Annotated in this window: 18 protein-coding genes, 1 pseudogene and 1 riboswitch; of the genes and pseudogenes, 4 read left to right on the top strand and 15 right to left on the bottom strand. The window is 56.5% G+C overall.

Annotation, left to right across the window (positions count from 1 at the left end; translation table 11 throughout):
- The first annotated feature begins 7 nt into the window (after window positions 1-7).
- Window positions 8-490, top strand: coding sequence for a type 3 dihydrofolate reductase (gene folA / locus P4S53_RS22330; protein ID WP_337114435.1), 483 nt, complete (start codon window positions 8-10; stop codon window positions 488-490).
- 55 nt (window positions 491-545) lie between these two features.
- Here the strand turns inward: folA and P4S53_RS22325 are convergent, their stop codons facing one another.
- Window positions 546-1,163, bottom strand: a complete 618-nt coding sequence (locus P4S53_RS22325) for a LysE family transporter (protein ID WP_337114434.1) — start codon at window positions 1,161-1,163, stop codon at window positions 546-548.
- A 122-nt stretch (window positions 1,164-1,285) separates the two neighbouring features.
- Here P4S53_RS22325 and P4S53_RS22320 point away from each other — a divergent pair, with 122 nt between their 5' ends.
- Complete coding sequence (locus P4S53_RS22320; RefSeq protein ID WP_303565468.1) at window positions 1,286-2,188, top strand: LysR family transcriptional regulator; 903 nt, start codon at window positions 1,286-1,288, stop codon at window positions 2,186-2,188.
- Here the strand turns inward: P4S53_RS22320 and P4S53_RS22315 are convergent.
- The 6 genes and pseudogenes from P4S53_RS22315 to lptD form a co-directional block, all read right to left on the bottom strand.
- A pseudogene (locus P4S53_RS22315) lies at window positions 2,185-3,011 on the bottom strand (symmetrical bis(5'-nucleosyl)-tetraphosphatase). The gene P4S53_RS22320 and the pseudogene P4S53_RS22315 overlap by 4 nt on opposite strands.
- Before the next feature lie 12 nt (window positions 3,012-3,023).
- Window positions 3,024-3,407 carry a Co2+/Mg2+ efflux protein ApaG gene (gene apaG, locus P4S53_RS22310; RefSeq protein ID WP_046222219.1) on the bottom strand — a complete coding sequence of 128 codons (384 nt, stop codon included), beginning with the start codon at window positions 3,405-3,407 and terminating at the stop codon, window positions 3,024-3,026.
- Window positions 3,408-3,481: 74 nt separating this feature from the next.
- Entirely contained in the window at window positions 3,482-4,294 is an 813-nt protein-coding gene (rsmA, locus tag P4S53_RS22305) for a 16S rRNA (adenine(1518)-N(6)/adenine(1519)-N(6))-dimethyltransferase RsmA (RefSeq protein WP_027251805.1), read from the bottom strand.
- A complete protein-coding gene (gene pdxA / locus P4S53_RS22300) occupies window positions 4,291-5,283 on the bottom strand; it encodes a 4-hydroxythreonine-4-phosphate dehydrogenase PdxA (protein WP_337114433.1) in 993 nt (330 codons plus the stop codon). The genes rsmA and pdxA overlap by 4 nt, the downstream gene beginning before the upstream one ends.
- Window positions 5,270-6,574, bottom strand: coding sequence for a peptidylprolyl isomerase SurA (gene surA / locus P4S53_RS22295; RefSeq protein ID WP_337114432.1), 1,305 nt, complete (start codon window positions 6,572-6,574; stop codon window positions 5,270-5,272). The genes pdxA and surA overlap by 14 nt, the downstream gene beginning before the upstream one ends.
- 58 nt (window positions 6,575-6,632) lie before the next feature.
- Window positions 6,633-8,972, bottom strand: coding sequence for an LPS assembly protein LptD (gene lptD / locus P4S53_RS22290; protein WP_337114431.1), 2,340 nt, complete (start codon window positions 8,970-8,972; stop codon window positions 6,633-6,635).
- Window positions 8,973-9,267: 295 nt separating this feature from the next.
- On the opposite strand from lptD, the gene djlA reads away from it, so the two are divergent.
- Window positions 9,268-10,122, top strand: a complete 855-nt coding sequence (gene djlA, locus P4S53_RS22285) for a co-chaperone DjlA (protein ID WP_337114430.1) — start codon at window positions 9,268-9,270, stop codon at window positions 10,120-10,122.
- 12 nt (window positions 10,123-10,134) lie between these two features.
- On the opposite strand, the gene P4S53_RS22280 is transcribed toward djlA, so the two are convergent.
- The 3 genes from P4S53_RS22280 to rapA form a co-directional block, all read right to left on the bottom strand.
- Complete coding sequence (locus P4S53_RS22280; RefSeq protein WP_337114429.1) at window positions 10,135-11,088, bottom strand: D-2-hydroxyacid dehydrogenase; 954 nt, start codon at window positions 11,086-11,088, stop codon at window positions 10,135-10,137.
- Between the two features lie 123 nt (window positions 11,089-11,211).
- Window positions 11,212-11,904 carry a bifunctional tRNA pseudouridine(32) synthase/23S rRNA pseudouridine(746) synthase RluA gene (gene rluA / locus P4S53_RS22275; RefSeq protein WP_337114428.1) on the bottom strand — a complete coding sequence of 231 codons (693 nt, stop codon included), beginning with the start codon at window positions 11,902-11,904 and terminating at the stop codon, window positions 11,212-11,214.
- An 89-nt stretch (window positions 11,905-11,993) separates the two neighbouring features.
- Window positions 11,994-14,909 (bottom strand): RNA polymerase-associated protein RapA, encoded by a 2,916-nt coding sequence (gene rapA, locus P4S53_RS22270; RefSeq protein WP_337114427.1) that lies wholly within the window; start codon window positions 14,907-14,909, stop codon window positions 11,994-11,996.
- 287 nt (window positions 14,910-15,196) lie between these two features.
- On the opposite strand from rapA, the gene P4S53_RS22265 reads away from it, so the two are divergent.
- The gene (locus P4S53_RS22265; protein WP_337114426.1) at window positions 15,197-16,573 is read left to right on the top strand and encodes a PhoH family protein; all 1,377 of its coding nucleotides are present in this window, start codon (window positions 15,197-15,199) and stop codon (window positions 16,571-16,573) included.
- Between the two features lie 37 nt (window positions 16,574-16,610).
- Here the strand turns inward: P4S53_RS22265 and thiQ are convergent, their stop codons facing one another.
- From thiQ to leuD, 5 genes are all read right to left on the bottom strand, one after another.
- A complete protein-coding gene (thiQ, locus tag P4S53_RS22260; protein ID WP_337114425.1) occupies window positions 16,611-17,336 on the bottom strand; it encodes a thiamine ABC transporter ATP-binding protein in 726 nt (241 codons plus the stop codon).
- Between the two features lie 3 nt (window positions 17,337-17,339).
- Window positions 17,340-18,953, bottom strand: coding sequence for a thiamine/thiamine pyrophosphate ABC transporter permease ThiP (gene thiP / locus P4S53_RS22255; RefSeq protein ID WP_442958681.1), 1,614 nt, complete (start codon window positions 18,951-18,953; stop codon window positions 17,340-17,342).
- 27 nt (window positions 18,954-18,980) lie between these two features.
- Entirely contained in the window at window positions 18,981-19,967 is a 987-nt protein-coding gene (gene thiB / locus P4S53_RS22250; protein WP_442958680.1) for a thiamine ABC transporter substrate binding subunit, read from the bottom strand.
- Window positions 19,968-20,084: 117 nt separating this feature from the next.
- A riboswitch (TPP riboswitch) is annotated at window positions 20,085-20,187 on the bottom strand.
- An 81-nt stretch (window positions 20,188-20,268) separates the two neighbouring features.
- Window positions 20,269-21,048, bottom strand: coding sequence for a DUF547 domain-containing protein (locus tag P4S53_RS22245; RefSeq protein ID WP_442958706.1), 780 nt, complete (start codon window positions 21,046-21,048; stop codon window positions 20,269-20,271).
- 150 nt (window positions 21,049-21,198) lie between these two features.
- Window positions 21,199-21,801 (bottom strand): 3-isopropylmalate dehydratase small subunit, encoded by a 603-nt coding sequence (leuD, locus tag P4S53_RS22240; RefSeq protein ID WP_337114424.1) that lies wholly within the window; start codon window positions 21,799-21,801, stop codon window positions 21,199-21,201.
- Window position 21,802 lies beyond the last annotated feature (1 nt).

The raw sequence follows: 21,802 nt of genomic DNA, 5'->3' as shown, positions 1-21,802 counted from the left end.
TAGACGTGTGAAGATCAGTATGGTTGCCGCCATGGCAAAAGATCGTGTGATTGGCAAAGACAATGCCATGCCCTGGCACTTACCGGCCGATTTTGCCTGGTTTAAAAAAGTCACTATGGGCAAGCCTGTGGTGATGGGACGCAAAACGTTTGAATCCATTGGCCGGCCATTGCCGGGGCGCCACAATATCGTGATCAGCCGTAACCCGGACTTTACTGCCGACGGCGTCACTGTCGTGGCGGATCTCCGTGCCGCCCAGCTTGCTGCAGGGCAGGCCGATGAGTTGATGATCATTGGCGGCGGCAGCGTGTATGCTGAATGTCTGCCTGTCGCAGACTGCCTCTATCTGACCTTCATCGATCTCAGTGTCGAGGGAGACACTTGCTTCCCGGACTGGGGGGACGGCTGGCAGCAGACGTACAGTGAGCACTATGCGGCCGATGAAAAGAACGCGCATGACATGGAGTTTGTCATCCTGGAGCGCCAGTAAGCCTTACTGCGTTGCGATTCGGCCCGTGCACGCCAGAACATGGGCCGGTATCTTGTTAACCAGCCATGGGGGCCAGCGCCAATGAAGCTCCCAGCAGCATCAGAATACTGCCGATGGTTCGGTTGATCATGCCCTGGCGACTGAGCATGGCGGTTCTGAGGGATGCCTGAGAAAAGAACATCGCCACCAGGCTGAACCAGACCCCATGTGCGCCCGCCATAAAGAGTCCATAAGCCAGCTGGACCCATACCGGGGTGTCCGGATTGACCATTTGTGTAAAGGTGCTGAGCACAAAGAGGGTGGTTTTCGGATTGAGCGCATTGGTCATCAATCCCTGTCTGAATGCAGCAAAACCTGAAGGGTTCAGTGGCGTGTCTTCAGCGGCCGCTAAATGGGTTCTGCTGCGCAGCGTACTGAACCCGATATAGATCAGATACACCGCCCCGAGATACTGGATGGCCGTGAACAAAACCGGGGAGGTGGCGATAAGGATACCGACCCCGAGCATGGTGTAGCCGACATGAATCAACACGCCGGCAGCGATTCCCAGAGCGGCCAGCAATCCCGCTTTCCGGCCACACAGATAACTGCTCCGGGTGACCATGGCAAAATCAGCACCAGGGCTGATCACGGCCAGCACAGTAATCATGACAACGGCAAAAACTTCGGTCATTTCAGATTTCCTTTACAAATATTCAAGTTATTGTTCAGTTGATTTCGTCATATTGTTCTGTAAATTCTGTATCTTGAATATTGATAACTTCTCAATGAATACTTGCGGAAAACTCAACGATCATGAAATTACCTTCACTCAATGCCCTGCGTGTCTTTGAAGCTGCTGCGCGGCATCAAAGTCTGGTGAAAGCTGCGGATGAATTGTGCGTGACGCAATCTGCAGTCAGCCGGCAGATGACGCAGTTGGAAGGGACGCTGGGATTACAATTGTTTGAGCGGAGAAATCGGGGCATTTTTCTGACGCCACAGGGCGAGCAGTTGCAGGCTGGTTGTCAGGAAATGTTTGATATTCTCAAGCAAACGCTGAAAGCGCTGAAAGCACCGGACACCCGGTCTCCATTAGTGGTTTCCTGCGAACCGACGATCATGATGAAGTGGCTGATCCCACGTCTGGCGGACTTCCAGTCCCGGCACCCAGAGATAGAGCTGCACCTGAGCGCATCCGGCGGGCCGATTGATTTCTTGCACAGCCAGGCCGATATTGCAATCCGCCGGGACGATTTCAGCTGGAGTCCGAACTATCACGCCGCCATCATTGCTCCTGAGCTCACCGGCCCGGTGATGCTGACTGAACAGTGGGAGCAGCGTGCATCCGACACCGAGCCGGTGACACGGCTGCATAGCCAAACCCGGCCCAGTGCCTGGCAGGTTTGGCAGCAGCGCTCACATCAGATTGTCCCTGTCCGGGATGAGATCTGGTTTGAACATTTCTACATTATGCTTGAGGCGGTCTACGCCGGCAGCGGCTGTGGTCTGGGGTCAGTTTACATGGTGGGCAGTGATATCAAAAACCGACAGTTGGCCGCCCCGTTCGGATTTACGCCGGACGGCTCGTCTTATTGTCTGCTCTCACCGAATGCGATCGAGGGCGATGAGCGGGTTGTGGCTTTGCTGGACTGGCTGCGCCGGGCTTTTCAGGAAACGGCAGCGGGTGTGATGGCTTCATTGCCCGCTCGCCCTTAGTGGTCGACTGAGTTGGCGAGTCGGGTCTGTTCAAAACGTTGCTGGTCTTCCCAGCGCAGCATGGTGAGCTGATGGCCCCAGACACAGCCGGTGTCCAGTCCGATCGCCTTGTCATCCTGATAGCCCATCAGTGAGGCCCAGTGACCGAAAATAATGGTTTTACCCAGCGGTTGTGTGCGGGGAAACTGAAACCAGGGCAGCAGGTGATCTGTGCCTGGCTCGCCCGGAGGCAGTTTGCAATGCATCTCCAGCCGACCATCGGGATGCAGGTAGCGCATCCGGGTTAGCGCATTGATGGTGAAACGTAATCTGTCCAGCCCAGACAGCTCAGGATCCCACAGGGCAGGTTCATTGCCGTACATATTGCTCAGCAGCCATTGCTGGTGCTCGCTTTGCAGCATGGCTTCGACATCGCGCGCGCAGCGTCGGGCATCGTCGAGCTGCCATTGCGGGGGATACCGGCATGGACCATGACAACCGGGTGTGTGGGGTGTTCGGCCAGCAGAGGCTGGCGGCTGAGCCAGTCAAGCAATGCGTCGCTGTCGCTGGCTTGCAAAATCTGATCAATCTGATCTTTTTGCTTGGCTTTGCCGATGCCTCGGGCCACAGCCAGTAAGTGCAAATCGTGATTGCCCAGCACGCTGGTGGCACTGCTGCCCAAAGATTTCACCAGACGCAGAGTGGCCAGTGAATCCGGCCCGCGGGCAACCAGATCGCCGGCCAGCCAGAGTTCATCGTGCTGTGTACTGAAGCCCACACGCTCGAGAAGCGCGCAGAGTTCGCGGTAACAGCCCTGAATATCACCGACCAGATAGGTTGCCATGATCGACCCTGTTTAGTGCAGAATATTGGGGATAGCCAAACGGAAAGGCACGATTTCGGCATTGAACTCGTTACCATGGTCGTCAATCATGACGTAATGGCCTTCCATCACACCCAGTGGTGTTTCGATGATGGTGCCGCTGGTGTAGGTGTATTCATCATTGGGGGCGATGGTTGGTTGTTCGCCGACCACACCTTCACCTTCAACCACCAGTTTTTTGCCATTGGCATCTGTGATCAGCCAGCGGCGGCGAAGCAGTTGTGCGTTGCCCTGGCCCAGGTTGCAAATGGTAATGGTGTAGGAAAAAACGTAGCGGTTCTGTTCTGGCTCAGACTGGTCATCAATGTAATGCGTGATGACCCGGCATTTGATGGTAGGGATAACTTTGTTGTTCACCTTGCTGCTTCCTTTCTGATACGACAATGCCTTTGTGCTAGGCAGTTGCCGGGCGCGATGGCCCGGCACATGACTTAGTGGCTGTGGTTGGCATCCAGCCAGTTCGCCATAGACACAAACTGTTCAAGTGTCAGGTTTTCCGGACGCGAGCCGGGGTTAATCCCCAGGCTTTCCAGCGTGTCCACATCCATGATGGCTTTAAAGCAGTTACGTACCGTTTTACGGCGCTGGTTAAAGCCATCCCGGCAAACACGGTCCAGCCATTTCAGGTTAGTACAAGGATGCGGCAATGTTTCATACGGTGCCAGTCGAACCACAGCAGAATCCACCTTGGGTGCGGGTTTGAAGGCGCTTGGCGGCACTTCAAGCACTGGCATCACTTTGCAGTAATATTGTGCCATCACGGTCAGGCGACCATAGGCTTTGGTGCCCGGGCCGGCAGCCAGACGATTGACCACTTCTTTCTGCAGCATGAAATGCATATCTTCAATATGCTGATGGAAACTGAACAGGTGGAACATCAGCGGCGTTGAAATGTTGTACGGCAGGTTGCCAAAAATCCGCAGTTTGTTGTTTTCCCTGATCAGCTGAGTGAAGTCGAAACGCATGGCGTCGCCTTCATGGATCGTCAGTTTGCCGGACAGATCCGGGTGATTGCGTAAACGCTCGGCCAGATCGCGGTCCAGCTCAATCACAGTAAATTTATCGACCTGTTTACCGACAGGCTCGGTCAGTGCGCCCAGACCGGGACCGATTTCAACCAGATTCTGGCCCGGTTTCGGATTGATTGAGGCGACAATGTTGTCGATGATGTATTCGTCGTGCAAAAAGTTCTGGCCAAAGCGCTTACGGGCGCGGTGGCCTAAATGGACCTGATCACTGCTCATTGTTTTTTGTCTACCATTTCGATGGCGTGGGTAAGCGCTGTCCAGAGGCTCCCTGTGTCCGCCTGTCCGGTACCGGCGAGTTCCAATGCGGTACCATGATCAACTGATGTTCGGATAAAAGGTAATCCAAGAGTAATATTGACGGCATTACCGAACCCTTTGAATTTCAGCACTGGCAGACCCTGATCGTGGTACATCGCCAGCACGGCATCGGCTTCGGCCAGGTATTTATCCTGGAAAATGGTATCGGCTGGCAGCGGGCCAACCAGATCCATACCGTCCTGCTCTCTCAGAACATTCAGGGCCGGCGTGATCACTTCGATCTCTTCCCGGCCCAAGTGGCCATCTTCACCGGCATGCGGGTTGAGGCCACAGACATAAATTTTCGGCTGTTTGATGCCAAATTTGCTGATCAGATCGGCATGCAGCACCCGAATCACCTGATGAATACGATCTTCGGTGACCGCTTTGGCCACATAAGCCAGCGGAATGTGGGTGGTCACCAGCGCCACACGCAGCCCTTCGGTGGCCAGCATCATCACCACCTGATTGGATTGTGCCTGCTGGGCGAAAAACTCTGTGTGTCCGCTGAATGAAACGCCCGCACGGTTAATGATGCCCTTATGAACCGGCCCGGTCACCAGTGCGGCAAATTCACCGTCCATATTGCCTTCGGCAGCACGACGGAGGGTGTCCAGCACATAATGACCGTTATGCTCATCAAGCTGGCCAGGCGTGACACTGGCATTCAGTGGGTGGCTGTCCACCACCAGGGTGCCCGCACGATGCGGCTGTGCCGGACGGCTTGGATCATAGTTGATGATTTCCAGCGGTAAGCCCAGCAGGGCCGCACGTTCTGCCATCAGTTCGGCGTTGGCACACACGACCAGCTCGTGCGGCCACGGCTGTTGCGCCAGTGCCACGACGAGATCCGGGCCAATACCCGCCGGTTCTCCCGGCGTGATGGCAATACGTTTAACCTTGTTCATCATCAAATCCTGGTTGTTCAATATAGGCGCCGGCCCGCAGTTCCTGCAGCCACGCCTGGGCTTCCTCGTTAAATTTACGGCTGAAGAGAATCCGGTAAGCCCGGTTCTTCGCGGCCGCATCGGTGCGGTCAACCTGACGGCGATCCAGCACTTCCACAATATGCCAGCCGTGTACCGTCTGGAACGGTTCGCTGACGGTGCCTGCAGGCAGGGTTTCAACCTGCTGTTTGAATTCAGGGACGTAAATATCCGGCGTCTGCCAGCCCAGTTCACCGCCATTGGCCGCAGAGCCCGGATCGGCACTCAGTGCCTGGGCCGCATCAGCAAAGCTGCGCTTACCTGCGATAATGTCCTGGCGAACCTGCTCGAGCTGTTTCTTCGCTCCTTCATCGCTGAGGATGACAGAAGTTTTCAGCAGGATGTGGCGGGCATTGATTTCGGTGACTGAGACAGTCTCCTGGCCTTTCACATCATTGATTTTGAGAATGTGGTAACCCACACCGCTGCGGAATGGCCCTATGATAGCACCTTTCCCCTGACCTTGGATCTGATCGGCAAAGATAGTCGGCATTTCTTCCGGGCTCATCCAGCCCCAGGCGCCGCCCTGCAGGGCTTTGGGACCATTGGACGCACTGTAGGCCAGGTTGGTGAAATCCGCCCCCTGATTCAGTTGCGCCAGCAGATCGTTCGCTTTGCGCTCGGCCGTCTGGCGTTCAGACTGCGTGGCGCCTTCGCCCAGGCGGATCAGGATATGGCTGATATTGTATTGCACGCTTGCCTGTTGCTGCTGGCCCAGCTGGGTCACCAGGCTGTCGACTTCCTGCGGCAGAATGTTGATCCGGCGGCGCACCATAATGGTACGGGCTTCGCTGGCCGTCAGGTCGCGGCGGATTTGCTCGCGGAAAATCGGGTAGCTGATGCCACCGGCTGCCAGCTCCTGCTGCAACTGGGCCACGGACATGTTTTGCTCAGCAGCAATCTGGCTGATCGCCTGATCCAGGCGATTGTCATCAATCCGGATACCAAATTGTTCTGCCTGTTGCAGCTGCAGGGTTTCCATGATGAGCTTTTCCATCACCTGATTGACCAGAATGCTGTCGTCCGGCAGGGGCTGGCCCTGACGCGCCGCATTGAGATGGACGGTTTTCAGCATCGCATCGACATCGCTTTGCAGAATCACGCTGTCGTTCACAATCGTGACCACTTTGTCCAGTGGCTGCAGGGCGGCCAGTGAACCGGTTGTCAGGCCCAGAAGAGTCAGGCCGAGAATAAAAGACTTCCACATTTTCATAGCTGTATCCAGGGCGCTTCAATGCGCGGTTGGTTAGGGCGGGCCTGGGCCCGGCCTGTTAATTGTTCAGGTAGAAAGGTCGTCCGTATGCAATGGCATTACCACTGGCTGACGACGCGCCGACGGGAGCCACACCTGCCAGGCCAAGCAGCGAGAACGAGATACTGAAGTTCTGTTCGTACTCAACCGGCTGGGTGTTGACGTTGCTGCGGGCCACCATGTACTGGTTGTAGCCCAGCGTGATCATCCAGCAGTCGGAGCGGTAATTGAGCGAGACCTGGCCTTCCACCATCTGGTTTTCCGTGACATCGTGGTAGTAATCCCCCCGCACACTCAGTCCGGCGTGAATCGGGAAGCCGGTTGAGAAGCCAACCTGAGAGATCCCTTCTTCGGTGTAATTATCGATCTGGTTGTTATCCGGCAGGCTTTGCCGGATGTACTCTTTTGATACGTAGCGGTAGTTCAGCTGGCTGAACAGGTTGCCTTCGCGGTATTCCAGCGCGGCGTTGGCGAACTGCATGTCTTTTTCACTGGTATCGTATTGCAGGCCGCCGTGGAAGAAGAGCCAGTCATTAAAGTTGAAATCAGACTCGAACGCCGAGGCAGAATAATTGGGCTGAGATTCGCCTTCTTCTTGTAAATTCCGGCCGGAATCGTTGAGGTAAAAGATCTGGCCAAAGGAAAGGTTGAAGCGCTCTTTCAGATTACTGTCGAAAAAGCGGGTGGTGGCACCGACGGTAAACTGGTTGGCGGCGGCAATGCGGTCGACGCTGGAATAGCGGCGATCACGGAACAAACCGTAATAATCGGTTTGCAGAATTGTGGTGTCGTATGAGCCGTAAATGTCGCTCTGCTCTACATCCTTGATGTAGAGGTACTGGAGTTGCGGCTCCAGACTCTGGACATAGGCATCACCAAACAGGCCGGTATCCCGCTCGAAATACAAGCCGGTCAGCATCCGCAGGCTGGGCACAGTGCGGGTTGCAGTTTCTTCCAGATCTTCCAGACCGGCGACCGTAGGATCGAACTCCTGATTATAGTAGGTGTACATCAGCTTGGCTTCTGTGGTCATCGACCACCAGGGGGTCGCGAACGGCAGCGTCAGAGATGGTTCTAAATGGACACGATCGGCAGAGGGCTTCGTGTCGTCATCATTTTCAAACCGGCTGATATGGCTCAGGAAGCCAAAGTCCAAGTCATAGCCCAGCTCAGGCTCGTAGTAATTGAAGGTCAGCTGGGGCATCAAACGGTAGTTTGACGAGACGCCCGGCGTCAGCGGCTGGAAGTTCCTGACCCGTAAGGTCGAGTTCCATTTTTCTTCCTGGTAGGTCACTTCGCCGGTTTGCAGCAGGTTGTTGTCTTCCCGGCGGCCGATCTCTGAATCGACATCCGAGAAATAGGTCACGTCACTGACCTTGCTGTAATCTATGTTGAACAGCCAGTTATCTTCATAACGGCCGTTGTGGGACCAGTTGTAGGCCCAGCGAGCATCACTGTTGGCAGCGGCTTCGTCGTTGCCGAGATATTCCCCTTTCAGGCTGCCTTGTCCCAGATCGGTGAGATAGCGGAACTGGCTGTTGAGCTGCAGGCCGCGGTTACTCATGTATTTCGGGGTAAAGGTCAGATCGTAGTTGGGCGCAATATTCCAGTAAAACGGGGTTTCCAGCTCAAAACCGTCACGAGAGCCGTAACTCACGGTCGGGTAGAGAAAACCGGTCAGCCGCTCGTCACCGACAGGCACACGCAGGTAAGGCATGTAGAACACCGGCACATCCAGCACTTCAAACCGGGCGTTATACAGGTCGGCGAACGGCGAGTCGGCCTCACGTTCAATGCTGGTGGCGGTAAACTGCCAGCTTTTATCACCGGGCGGACACGTGGTGTAGGTGCCGTTGCGCAGGCGATAATAGGTCATGCCCTGTTTTTCAATTTTAGTGGCTTCGCCGCGACCGGCTTCGCAGGTCAGGCTGTAGACAGCGTTATTGATTTCGGCGTCGTCGGTATCCAGGTTGTTGTGCATGCTGTCGGCATAGACTTCTATGCTGCCATCGTGGAAATACACGTTGCCTTTGGCACTGACCGTATTGTTTTGCTGATTCATGGTCGCGACATCGGCCGCCACGGTCCGGTTGGCTTGCCGTACGACCACATCGCCGGAGTAGGTCACGCTGGCGTCACTGTCCGCCTCAGCCTTATCGGCAGTGATTCTGATCGGGGCATTATTGGGATCACCGTCATTGGGATCCGGGGTTAGACACATGCCTTTGACCAGGGCGAGCTCTTCCTCTGCCGTCGGGCTGGCTTCATTCTCAATGAGGGCGTCATTGGCGAAAGATGACGGGCCATATAAAGCTATGCTGATCATGGTCGCCAATAAGCTGCGAGAAGTGAATGACATTGAGATTTAATTTCCTGTGTTCATGATATAGCGCAAAGGTGTCCAGACCGGCCCTGCCGTCCCCTTAATCAAGGCTGCTATGATAAAGCAATTTCTGCTTATCGGCATCTCTATGGGACCTTGTAATCATCGGACCGGATAAATTCATTATTGTTTTTTCTGCTATTATGCCGCGAGGTCTTTATCAGACGGCGCTGTGCTTTATGGCAGCAAGTCACGCTGACAGACGGATCTCTTTTCGTAAGACTAGACGGCATTCGTGGGCACAATTTAGCAAATTACCAGAGAGTATAACATGCAGGTGTTGGGCAAGATTTTAGGGGCATTTTTTGGTTTCCTTCTTGGTGGACCTATCGGGTTGTTATTAGGCATCTTTTTGGGTCATAAGTTCGATCGGGCGCGTGCCGGTGTGTACCAGGGCGGCAGTTTTGGCCGTTTTAGCCAGGGTCAGGCTGATCAGCATGAACGTCAGGCGGCGTTTTTTCATGCGGCGTTTGCTGTGATGGGCCATATGGCCAAAGCGAAAGGTCGGGTCACCCAGGAGGAAATCCGTGTCGCCAGTGCCATTATGGACCGCATGCAACTGCACGGCGAAGCACGCCGGCTGGCGCAGGAAGCCTTCCGCGATGGTAAATCAGAAGATTTTCCCCTGCAGGAGGTGCTGGCCCGGGTGCGCCAGCAAGGGACGGGCCGGCTCGATTTGCTGCAGTTTTTCCTCGAATTGCAGATCCAGGCCGCGTTTGCCGACGGCAGCCTGCATCCGAAAGAGCGCCAGTTACTGTTTGTGATTGGCCGTGCGCTGGGTTTTTCCGATCAGCAGCTGGAAAGGCGCCTGCATATGCAGGAAGCAGCGTTTCGTTTCCAGCAGGGCGGCGGGTTCTATCGCCAGCAGTCACAGCAACAGCAGGGTGGTTTTCGACAGGCGCCAACCCGGGATCAGCTCAGTGATGCGTACGAACTGCTGGGAGTAGCAAAAGAAGCCAGTCCGAAAGATCTGAAACGCGCTTACCGCAAACTGATGAACGAGCACCATCCGGACAAACTGGCGGCCAAAGGCTTACCGCCAGAGATGATGGAGCTGGCGAAGCAGAAAGCCCAGGAACTGACGGCAGCTTACGAGCTGATCAAAAAAGAAAAAGGCTTTAAATAAGGGCTCAGGCCCTCAGACACAGTGCTGAGGGCGGCCGGCGACAAAGCCTTCCAGGTTGTCGATCAGCTGATGGGCCAGCGCCTGAATCGCCGAGTCCGCTCCCCAGGCCACATGGGGGGTCAGCAGCAGGTTTGGCAAATCTGCGTTGGCCAGCAGCGGGTTGGACGCGCCGGCGGGCTCCTGGGTAAACACATCGCACCCGGCACCGCCCAGGTGGCCGGAACGCAGCGCTTCAACTAAGTCCTGTTCGTTCACCAGTCCGCCGCGGCCGGTATTGATCAGCAGGCTGCCGGGCTTCATGTGTGCCAGCTCTGGTGCCGCAATCAAATGTGTCGTTTCGTCACTGAGCGGACAGTGCAGCGTAATCGCATCGGCGGTTTGCAGCACCTGCTCAAACGGCAGGTAACCGTCACGGCAGGTGGCCGCGCCTTTGCGTTCCGCAAAAACGACCTTCATGCCCAGGGCCGAGGCCAGTTTTGCAACGGCCTGTCCCAGACTGCCGCTGCCAATCACTCCCAGTGTACTGCCGGCCACATCGCCAATCGGGTGGCTGAAAAAGCAAAATTGCTTTTTCTCCTGCCAGACCCCTGCCTGAATATCTTTGTGGTACGCAAACAGGTTGCGCCTGAGCGCGAACAGCATGGCAATCACGTGCTCCGGCACCGAGCCGGTGGCATAACCGCGAATGTTACTGACCACGATGCCATGCGCGCGGCAGTAGTCCAGATCGACATTATTGGTGCCTGTGGCGGCAATGGCGATCATTTTCAGCTGCGGCAACTGACGCAGCGTGTCGGCATTGAGTACCACTTTATTGGTGATGGCGATGGTGGCCTGTTGCAGCCGTTCCACAATCTGCGCCGAAGAGGTGGCCGGGTATTCCTGCCAGTGGTGCGCAAAAGCCGGGCGGGGCAGGGTGATCTGGTGGGGGATGGTATCGCGGTCGAGAAAAACTATCTGGTGCATCACTCTGGCTCCCTGCTGATGCGTGTGCTTGATGACACACAGTAAACACCAGCGAGGGGCAGGCTGCAAGTTGGGCAAACAAGTCTGCCGACTCAGAGGTCGGCAGCTAAGTCAGGTTGTGCTTTACAGTGTCCGCTCGGGCGCGTCGGGGTAGAATTCGCACGGGGCGAACAGATGACGGGCTTCGTTGCTGTAGGGGTGGAAGAAGCTCAGTTCCGCCGCGTGCAGTTGCAGGCGGGGAGCCAGGGCTTTGGCCTGATCGTGGGCATAGAAACCATCGCCCAGGATCGGGTGGCCCAGCGCCAGCATGTGGACGCGAAGCTGATGAGAGCGCCCTGTGACCGGACGCAGCCTGACTAAGCTGCTCTGGCCGTCACTGGCGATCACTTCATAATGGGTCACCGAGGGTTTGCCGTCGTCAAAACACACTTTCTGCATCGGGCGGTTGGGCCAGTCGCAAATCAGCGGTAAGTCTATGGTGCCGCTTGGTTGTTCTGGTGTGCCCCAGACCCGGGCGTAATAGACTTTTTCGGTCTGACGATCACGGAACTGGGCTTTGAGGTGCCGTTCGGCATCCTTGTTGAGCGACAGGATGATCAGCCCGGAAGTGGCCATGTCCAGACGATGCACAATCTGCGCTTTGGGATGCTCGGCCAGCACGCGGTGAAACACGCTGTCGGCATGCGCCGGATCGCGGCCGGGATTCGACAGCAAACCGGAAGGCTTGTTGATTGCGATGATATCGCGGTCGACATACAGCACATCCAGCCAGGGGTCTGTCGGCGGATTATAGTCCAGTGGTGGTAAGGGGTTCATGTTCGGGCTATCTCAGGTTGTACGCACAGGCAGCGGCGAAATGGTAACACAGGGCGGCAGGGAGTACCTACCGCCCGGATATTGCCCTGTCAGTTATGGCTGACTGCGATGACACGCAGGGAATCGAGCTGAATCTGGGCTTTGCTGATGTAAGCACTCAGATCCTGAATCTGGCTTTGCAGCAATTCCAGCTCATCATCCCGGATGTTCGGGTTGACGGATTTCAGGGCCTGCAGACGGGCCAGCTCGGCACCTAAGGAATTTTCCATCTCCTGTTGCGCGGCCTGACGCACTTTGGCCAGCTCAGGTTCGATCAGCTGATCACCGGCGGCAATCAGGGCATGGATGTCTCTCTGGACCGAGTTGACCAGTTTGCTGCCCAGATGGCGGTTGACCGGACTCAGCTGGCGGTTGAAGCCTTCGAACTCGACCTTATCCGACAGATTGTTGCCTTTGGCATCCAGCAGGATACGGATAGGCGTGTGCGGCAGGAAGCGGCCGATCCCGGACTGTTTCGGCGCCTGAGCATCGACCACGTATACCAGCTCCAGCAACAGGGTGCCGGCAGGCAGGGCCTTGTTCTTGAGCAAAGACACTGCTGTGGTGCCGACGCCTTCTGACAGCAGCAGGTCAATCCCGCCCTGAATCATCGGGTGTTCCCAGCTGATAAAGTGCATGTCCTCGCGTGACAGCGCGGTATCACGGTCAAAGGTGATGGTGCAGCCATCCTGCGGCAATCCCGGGAAACTCGAAACCAGCATGTGCTCAGACGGGGTAATGACCAGGGCATTTTCGCCTCTGTCATCCTGATTGAGGCCCACAGTGTCAAACAGTCCCAGCGCAAAGGTCACCAGATTGGTGTCGCCGTCTTTGGCGGCAATCTGCCCGACCAGGTCACGGGCGGCATCGCCACCGTTGGAATGGATCTCCAGCAGACGGTCGCGGCCCTGTTCCATTTTGCGCTTGAGCTCAGTGTGCATCCGGGCACTGTCGGCGATCAGCGAGTCCAGTGCCTCTGGGCTGTGGTTGTCACTGGCCAGCAGGGAGATCAGCTGCGGCTGAATGGCTTCATACACCGCCCGGCCAGTCGGACAGGTTTCTTCAAAGGCATTGAGGCCCTCGTTGTACCAGTGCGCCAGCAGCGCCTGCGAGGTGCCTTGCAGATGCGGGACATGGATTTCGATATCCCGCTGCTGACCGATACGATCCAGACGGCCAATCCGCTGTTCCAGCAGATCCGGGTTGTTGGGCAGATCGAACATCACCAGCTGGTTGGCAAACTGGAAATTACGGCCTTCAGAGCCGATTTCCGAGCACAGCAGCACTTGCGCGCCGTCTTCCACCTGAGCGAAGTAGGCGGCCGCTTTGTCGCGATCCAGAATCGACATGCCTTCGTGGAACACAGTGGCGCGGATGCCTTCTTTTTCGCGCAGCGCCTGCTCCAGATTGAGCGCGGTTTGCGCGCGGGAGCAGATCACCAGCACTTTTTCATTGCGGTTGGCTTTGAGGAAGTCCAGCAGCCAGTTTACCCGCGGGTCGAAGTTCCACCAGGTGGCCGATTCGCCTTCAAATTCCTGATAAATATCTTCCGGGTACAACAGCTTGAGCACTTTTTCCTCTTCGCTGATTTTCCCCATCATCATGCCGGCCACACGCATGGCCGTGCTGTACTGCGACGGCATCGCCAGCGGGTACAGATTGAGGTGACGCTGAGGAAAACCCTGCACGGCGGCGCGGGTATTCCGGAACAGCACGCGGCCGGTGCCGTGGCGGTCCATCAGGTTGTCGACCAGCTCCTGACGGGCAGCACGCTGTGTGTCTTCATCGCTGCTACTGGTCAGCGTATCGAGCAGCGGGGCAATGTCCTGCTCAGGCAGCAGATTGATCAGGGTCGCGCGGCTGTCGGCGTCCAGTTTTTTGCCGGCCAGCAGCTCTGACACCGCATCGGCGACCGGGGCATACTGGCGCTCTTCATTGAGAAAGGCCTCGTAATCGTAGAAACGATCCGGGTCGAGCAGGCGCAGGCGGGCGAAGTGGCTCTGATGGCCCAGCTGATCCGGGGTGGCGGTCAGCAGCAGGCAGCCCGGGGTTTTCTCGGCCAGGGCTTCCACCACCTGATACTCACGGCTTGGCGCTTCTTCGCTCCACACCAGATGGTGGGCTTCATCGACCACCAGCAGATCCCAGTCGGCGTCCAGTGCCTGCTCGAAACGGCGGCGGCTCTTGCGCAGAAAATCCAGTGAGCACAGCACGTATTGCGCGGTATCAAACGGATTGGCCGCATCGGCAATCGCTTCGACACAGCGCTCTTCATCGAAGATAGAAAAATACAGGTTGAAGCGGCGCATCATCTCAACCAGCCACTGATGCTGCAGGGTTTCCGGCACCAGGATCAGAATGCGCTCGGCACGTCCAGCCAGCACCTGCTGGTGGATGATCATCCCGGCTTCAATGGTTTTACCCAGACCCACTTCGTCGGCCAGCAGGACACGGGGGGCAAAACGGCGGCCTACTTCATGGGCAATGAACAACTGGTGCGGGATCAGGCCGGCACGCATACCGCACAGACCGCGCAACGGGCTCTTGTGCTGCTGGTGCTGGTTTTTCAGGGCGCGGTAGCGCAGGGCGAAACGGTCCATGCGGTCAATCTGACCGGCGAACAGCTTGTCCTGTGGCTTGTTAAAACGGATCTGGTTGCTGAGGAAGATTTCGCGCAGCGATACATTTTCTTCCCCGGTATCGGTCCGGGTGCCGATATAGGTCAGCACCCCTTGTTGTTCTTCCACTTGCTCGACCTTGAGTGACCAGCCCTCCTGACTTTCAGTCACATCACCGGCGTTGAACATCACGCGGGTGACAGGGGCATCATGGCGGGCATACACGCGATTCTCTTCGCTGGCGGCAAACATAAGGGTGACAGTACGCGCATCCATGGCGACCACAGTTCCTAACCCTAAATCACTTTCCGTGTCACTGATCCAGCGTTGACCCAAAGCAAATGGCATAGTGGACAAAACCTTCTAAATATTTGAAATCAAGGAGAATTGGATCCCGGCGACGATGAATATATCAACTACACTGAAATTAAGTGTAAGCCACAAATGGCGCCGGCAAAAAAGGGGGCTAATGGTACTGCATGATGGGAGCCAGGTCACGAGCTAAGTGATGGACCCATCAAGTGAGAAAATTGTCACAATATTTTCATTTTTTGCGGTCATTAATGAAAAGCGGGTTTAGGCTTATTAGTGATAGCCTTTGCCAATGGCTATTTCAGGTGAACAAGGAGACGTCTATGGACGATGCTGATAGGAAAGTCTTTGTACTTGATACCAACATCCTGTTACATGAACCCCTCGCCATCTACTCTTTCAAAGAGCACGACGTCGTGATTCCCATGACGGTCCTGGAAGAACTCGACCGGATCAAAGACAGCAAGCGTGACGTTGCCCGCGATGCCCGTGTTGCGATCCGCGCCCTCGAAGATATCTTCCACGATGCCACACCGGAACAAATCTCAGCCGGGATCCCCCTGACTGAGCAAGGTGACCACAAAGGCCGTATCGCGATTTTCGCCGATTACGAAATTCACGAAACGGTACATGCCTTTGCCGACAAAGCCGGTGACAACCGGATTCTCAATGGGGTGCTCTACCTCCAGAACCATTATGCGCCGCGCAAGGTGGTGCTGATCACCAAAGACATCAACATGCGCCTGCGCGCCAAAGGCGCCGGGGTGTTTTATGTTGACGATTACCGGTCAGATCAGCTGATCGATGATGTCAGCCTGCTGACCAAAGGGTTCCACCGCTATCCGGCCAGTTTCTGGGAGCGGGTGGGTGAGTGTCATTCTGAAAAACGCGGCCGCTCAACCTTGCATACGCTGCCGCAAGAGCTGTTTGAATCCCCCTTCGTCAACCAGTACCTGATTGATGAAGACACCGATTTCGCGGCCCGGATCCAGAGTCTGGACGGGGAAATGGTCACCCTGAAAGATCTGGGGCAGGAGCGCCTGATGCACCGCCAGGCATGGGGTATTCATCCGAAGAACATCTATCAGGGCATGGCGATGGACGCGCTGCTCGATCCTGATATTGATCTGGTGATCCTGACCGGCCCGGCCGGGTGTGGTAAGACGATCCTCGCGATGGCTGCCGCACTGGAGCTGGTGATCGAAAAAGGCATGTACGACAAGATTATTGTCACCCGCAATACCCCGGACATTGCTGAATCGATTGGTTTCCTGCCGGGTACGGAAGAAGAGAAAATGATGCCCTGGCTGGCGGCAGTGACAGACACCATGGAGGCCTTGCACAAGCACGATGTCTGCACGGACGGCTCGATGAAATATATTTTCGAGAAAGCCAATATCCAGTTTAAATCCATCAACTTCATGCGCGGCCGCTCGATTCAGAACGCTTTCGTGTTGCTGGATGAGTGTCAGAACCTGACCGCGTCGCAAATCAAGACCATCATCACCCGCTGTGGTGAAGGCACTAAGCTGGTCTGTTCCGGGAACCTGGCGCAGATCGATTCCACTTACCTGTCGCCTGTGACATCAGGCTTAACCTATATCGTTGAGCGATTTAAGAACTTCGAGGGCAGCGCCAATATTTACCTCAATGGCGTGGTGCGCAGCCGTCTGGCGGAGTTTGCTGAAGAAAATCTGTAATTCACCGGGCGGGATCCGCTGAGCGGATCTCAAGCATTCATCGCCCGAGATACTTCCTTAATCTTTCATCTTCCGGCTCCCCCAGTACTTGCTGGGTGGGGCCGCATACCCGAATTTCCCCCTGATCGACAAAAGCACAGTGATCGGCAATTTTCAGCGCATCGTCCGGGCTGTGGGTGATCATCAGTACCGTGATCCCGGCTTCTTTGGCCAGATTGGCGATCAGAGCCAGCATTTCCTGTCGCAGCGCCGGATCCAGCGCGGAAAACGGTTCATCGAGCAACAGCAGGGGGCGGTGTCTGACCAGGCAGCGCGCCACGGCCACCCGCTGTTTCTGGCCGCCGGACAACTGTTCAGGCAGGCGATCCAGATAATGAGCGATGCCGACCCGCGCAGCCGCGTCTTTGACCTGTGCTTGATCCGCGGCGCTGAGGCGCAGCCCGGGATGGATCCCCAGCGCGATATTGTCAAACACACTCAGGTGCGGAAACAGGTTGTGATCCTGAAACAGAATCGACAGTGGCCGTTCGGCCGGATTCTGTCGGTCGATCACTTCACCGTTGATCCTCAGTTCGCCGCTGTCCGGCTTGAGAAAACCGGCAATCATCGCCAGCAGGGTACTTTTGCCTGCCCCGCTGGGGCCGATCACCGCCAGAATATCTCCCTGCGCGACCGACAGATCAAAGCTGAGCTGCATCGGCGCTTGGTTATGGTGACGGTAGCAGTGGCTCAGTTGAGCCAAAGAGAGCATAGGTGGCGTCATAAGTTATCCGTTAGCAGTGCGGGCTGATGAGGGAGTGCGGGACAAGAGCAGGCTTTCCACCACAGTGAAAATGCCCAGGCTGAGCAACAGCAGCAGCAGGGCGGCAACAGCGGCGGCTTCCATCTGATAGCTGTCCATCAGCTGAAACAGATACAGGGGGAGGGTCTGAAAATCCTGACTGCCGAACAGCGCAATGGCCCCCAGATCGCCCAGCGATAACACGAAACTGATCGCCATCGCCTGAGCGACAGGTTTGCGCAGTGCCCGCCATTCCACCAGATACAGACGCGACAGGCCGCGCATGCCCAAACTTTGACACAGCGGATTGTATTGCTGGGCGAGATGCAGCATCGGCTGGCTCAGGGTTTTGATCACATAAGGCAGTGCCATCAGCGCATTGACGGCCACCACCACCCAGAAGGCCGAGGCAAAGACGTCGGTGAATTCGCGCAGCAGCAGAAACAAGCCTGTGCTGATCACCAGCCCGGGGGTGACCAGAATGATGGTGCCGATCAGCTCCAGCCCGTCGGCAGAGAGGCGGTAGCGCTGCAGCCGCCAGTAACGGCTGGCACAGAGGATGGCAATCCCGCTGATCAGTGCCAGCACACAGGCCAGCGCCGCGATTTGTAACGAGTGAGTCACGGCCTGCCATAACGCGGGGGTTGTCAGCAGCTGCGGCAGCTGGGCGTTGAGCCCGGCGCCGAGCACCGCCAGCATCGGCGGCAGAACTAACAGGAGCACCAAGCCAATCCAGCATCCGTCCCACACTCTGGCCGAGCGGCTGTCGAGGTAATTCGGATGCCCCTGGCGAACCCGGCCACTGAGTGTGGACAGCGGCCTGGCAAAGCGCTGGCCGAACAGCACCAGCGAGCAGCACAGCAGCATCTGCCATAACGCCAGCATGGCACCGGCGGCCAGATCAAAGTCGTACCTCAGCGCCTGATAGATGGCCAGCTCGATCGTGGTGGCTTTCGGACCGCCACCGAGCGACATAATCACCGCAAAGCTGGTAAAGCACAGCATGAACACCAGTCCGGCGACCTGCGGCAGTTGCTGACGCAGCCGCGGCCAGGCGACCAGACGGAACAGCGGCCAGCCTTTCATCCCCAGATGGGCGGCGAGCTGATGCTGTTCGGCCGGTATGCCTTCCAGGCTTTGCAGCAGCAAGCGGCTGGCCAGCGGCAGATTCAGGAATACATGGGCAAGCAGAATGCCGTTGAGACCGTAAATGCTGAACGGCAGACGCATGTCCAGTATGGTCAGCCATTGGGCCAGCAAACCACTGTTGCCATAAATCGCCAGCAAGCCGAACACCGCCACCAGTACCGGCAGCACCACGGTCATGGCAAACAATCTGAGCAACACAGCCCGGCCCGGAAAGCGGCGCCGCGACAGGGCGTAAGCCACAGGGATCGCCGGTATCACACTGAGCAGGGTCGAGAGCAGCGCTTGCTTGAAGCTGAAAGTCGTGACATGACGCAGATAAGGATCCTGCCACAAGCTGAGCGGTTGCAGTTCGGTGGCCTGACTCAGCAGCGCGCTGAGCGCCCCGCCGACCACAAGCAGGATCAGCCCGGCGCTTAACAGGCCGGGCAGGCTGGAACGGGAGAGTAACAAGGTCTGTCCTATTGCATTACAGGTGCATTACTGGGTCAGGGCCGTCTGCCACTCGCGAATCCAGCTTTTACGCGCTTTGGCGACTTCATCGGCGGAAAACTCCAGCGACTTGGCAGGCCGGGTCAGCGTGCTGAATCCTTCAGGCAGTTCCTGATTGGTCACCGGATACATCCAGTTGCCGGTCGGAATGTGTGACTGGAATCCCGGGGTCAGCATGAAGGCAAGGAACTGATCAGCCAGCGCACTGTTGCGGCTGTTTTTCAGTTTGGCAGCCACTTCCACTTGCAGATAGTGGCCTTCGCTGAAGTTGGCGGCTTTGTACTTGTCGTCTTGCTCGGCAATCAGATGGTAGGCCGGCGAGGTGGTGTAAGAGAGCACCAGATCGGCCTCGCCCTTGAGGAACATATTGTAAGCCTCTGACCAGCCTTTGGTCACGGTCACGGTTTTTTTCGCCAGTTGCTGCCAGGCGGCGTCGGCTTGGTCGCCATAGACAGATTTCACCCACAGCAGCAGACCCTGTCCCGGCGTAGAAGTGCGCGGATCCTGATAAATCAGCGTCAGGTCATCGCGCTCAACCAGCGCTTTCAGGCTCTCTGGCGGGTTGCTCAGTTTCTTGCTGTCATAAATGAAGGCGAAGTAACCGTAATCGAAAGGCACAAAGGTGTCATCATTCCAGCCGCCCGGAAGGGTAACTGCCGCGGTATCCACCTGGTGGGTGGCCAGCAGGCCGGTTTTCTTGGCTTCCGCCATCAGGTTGTTATCCAGTCCTAACAGCAGATCGGCTTTGCTGCTGTTGCCTTCCAGACGGACCCGGTTGAGGATGGACACGCCATCGTCCAGCGCAACAAACTGCAGATCGCAGCCGCATTCTTTCTCAAACGCGGTCTCAATGGCCGGGCCAGGTCCCCAGTCGGCGGTAAACGAACTGTAAGTGTACACGGTCAAGGTCGGTTGAGCGGCCGCGGCAGACGTGGCGGCAGCCAGCAGGGGTAAAGCTATCAGTCGGTGTTTCACAAAGCGCTCCTGAGTTCCTGTTAAACAGGGAATTCCGATTTCTTCAAGGCGCGGGGTTGAGTGAGAGGGAAGGTTTCCCGGAAAGGCACGACAAGGGGATCAAAGTGTGCTTTCTTGTTTCTCAGTTTTTCTCAATTCCTCCGCCAGCATGATCTGGTTCAGGTTCAATGGGTCCCGTACACCGTACGATCTCAGCCCGAAGACTCCCCATGAGAACGGCTCTCATTGTAAACGCGGCCGACACAGGTTGCCAGCCACAATTGCGGCTGGCTGTTCATCCGGAGGCAATCGTCAGCAGCGGCTATTTGATCTCATTCAGCCGCCAGTCGTAATCATAACTGGGCGATGTCAGTGTCACCGGCCGGGTGAGGTATTGATTCAGATGCTTTTGCAGCTCAGCCAGGGTGCCGAAATCACTCTGATACCAGTCATAAATCGATGACAGACGGACACGCTGGCCGCGCACGTCGACCCCTTTATCACTGTTGATAAAGCGCCTGGCGGCCATTTCCAGTTGCTGCTCCAGTTTATTGGCCTGCATGACCTCAGGGAGCAGATCCGGGCAGCCCAAGCTGGCACAGTTCACCACATAGTGAATCCGCTTATCCTGCCAGATCGGGCGTAAAATTCGGTGTTCAATATCATTGAGCGACAGTTTTTGTCCGCTGATGGTGATCAGCTTTTCATCCCAGGGACCGAAGCTGAACATGCCGCCGAGTTTGGTGATCGAGCTGACCGGATAGTTGTCCAGAATCACTTTGACTGTCAGGGCGTTATACAGATTCACCCAGTAGGCAAACTGCTCATTGCGGTTATAGCGGCGCGGATCCAGCGCGGCGAGTTGGTCCAGATAACGTGCCAGCACGGCTTTATCCTGCGCACTGACCGCGGCATAACGAAAGCGGGTCTGCTTGGGGGCGACCAGCAGATAGTCGTTGAGCAGCGTTTGCCAGCGGGTGTGGTCAATTTTTTCGGGACTGCCCGGGTTGCTGGCTTGCCACAAAGGCCAGAGATCGGCTTTGGGGGCGGCCAGTGTCGCTGAGGACAGGCTGAGTAGCATCATCAGGAGCAAGACAGTCAGGGGTTGGCGTAACGGGGACATGTGAACACCTCTGTAAAAAGATTGATATTCAACAGACCGAAGCAAGGGGTGTTTCTTTCCGGTGCCGGCGCTGAACAAAACACCCTGCCGGAGCAGGGTGTCTGAGCCAGTCAGCACTGACAGTATAGATCAGGCCAGAAAGGCCGGGATCTGACTTTCATACGCAGCGATTTTATCTTCGTGCTGCAGGGTCAGGCCGATGTTGTCCAGACCGTTCAGCAGGCAGTGGCGGCGGAACTCGTCAATCTCGAAGCTGTAGGTTTGGCCGTTGGCGCTGACCGTCATGCTTTCCAGATCGACCGTCACCTCAGCGCCCTGGTTGGCGTCGACAAACTGGAAGATCTCGTCCACTTCGGCATCTGTCAGCCGTACCGGCACCATCTGGTTGTTGATCGCGTTGCCATAGAAAATATCGGCAAAGCTCGGCGCAATGATGATTTTGATACCGTAGTCAGCCAGTGCCCAGGGTGCGTGCTCGCGTGAGGAGCCGCAGCCGAAGTTTTCACGGGCCAGCAGGATACTGGCGCCCTGAAAGCGCGGGTGGTTGAGGACGAACTCAGGATTCGGCTGCTCGCCGGCGTCATCAAGAAAGCGCCAGTCGTGAAACAGGTGCTTGCCAAAACCGGTCCGGTTCACTTTCTGCAAAAACTGCTTTGGAATGATGGCGTCAGTGTCGACGTTCGCGGCATCCAGCGGCACCACCAGTCCTGTGTGTTGTTTGATTCCTGCCATG

The organism is Photobacterium sp. Hal280, from assembly GCF_037162255.1.
GTDB lineage: Bacteria > Pseudomonadota > Gammaproteobacteria > Enterobacterales > Vibrionaceae > Photobacterium.
Note: the sequence above shows the minus strand (reverse complement) of the source record. Positions and strands in the feature narration are given on the sequence as shown.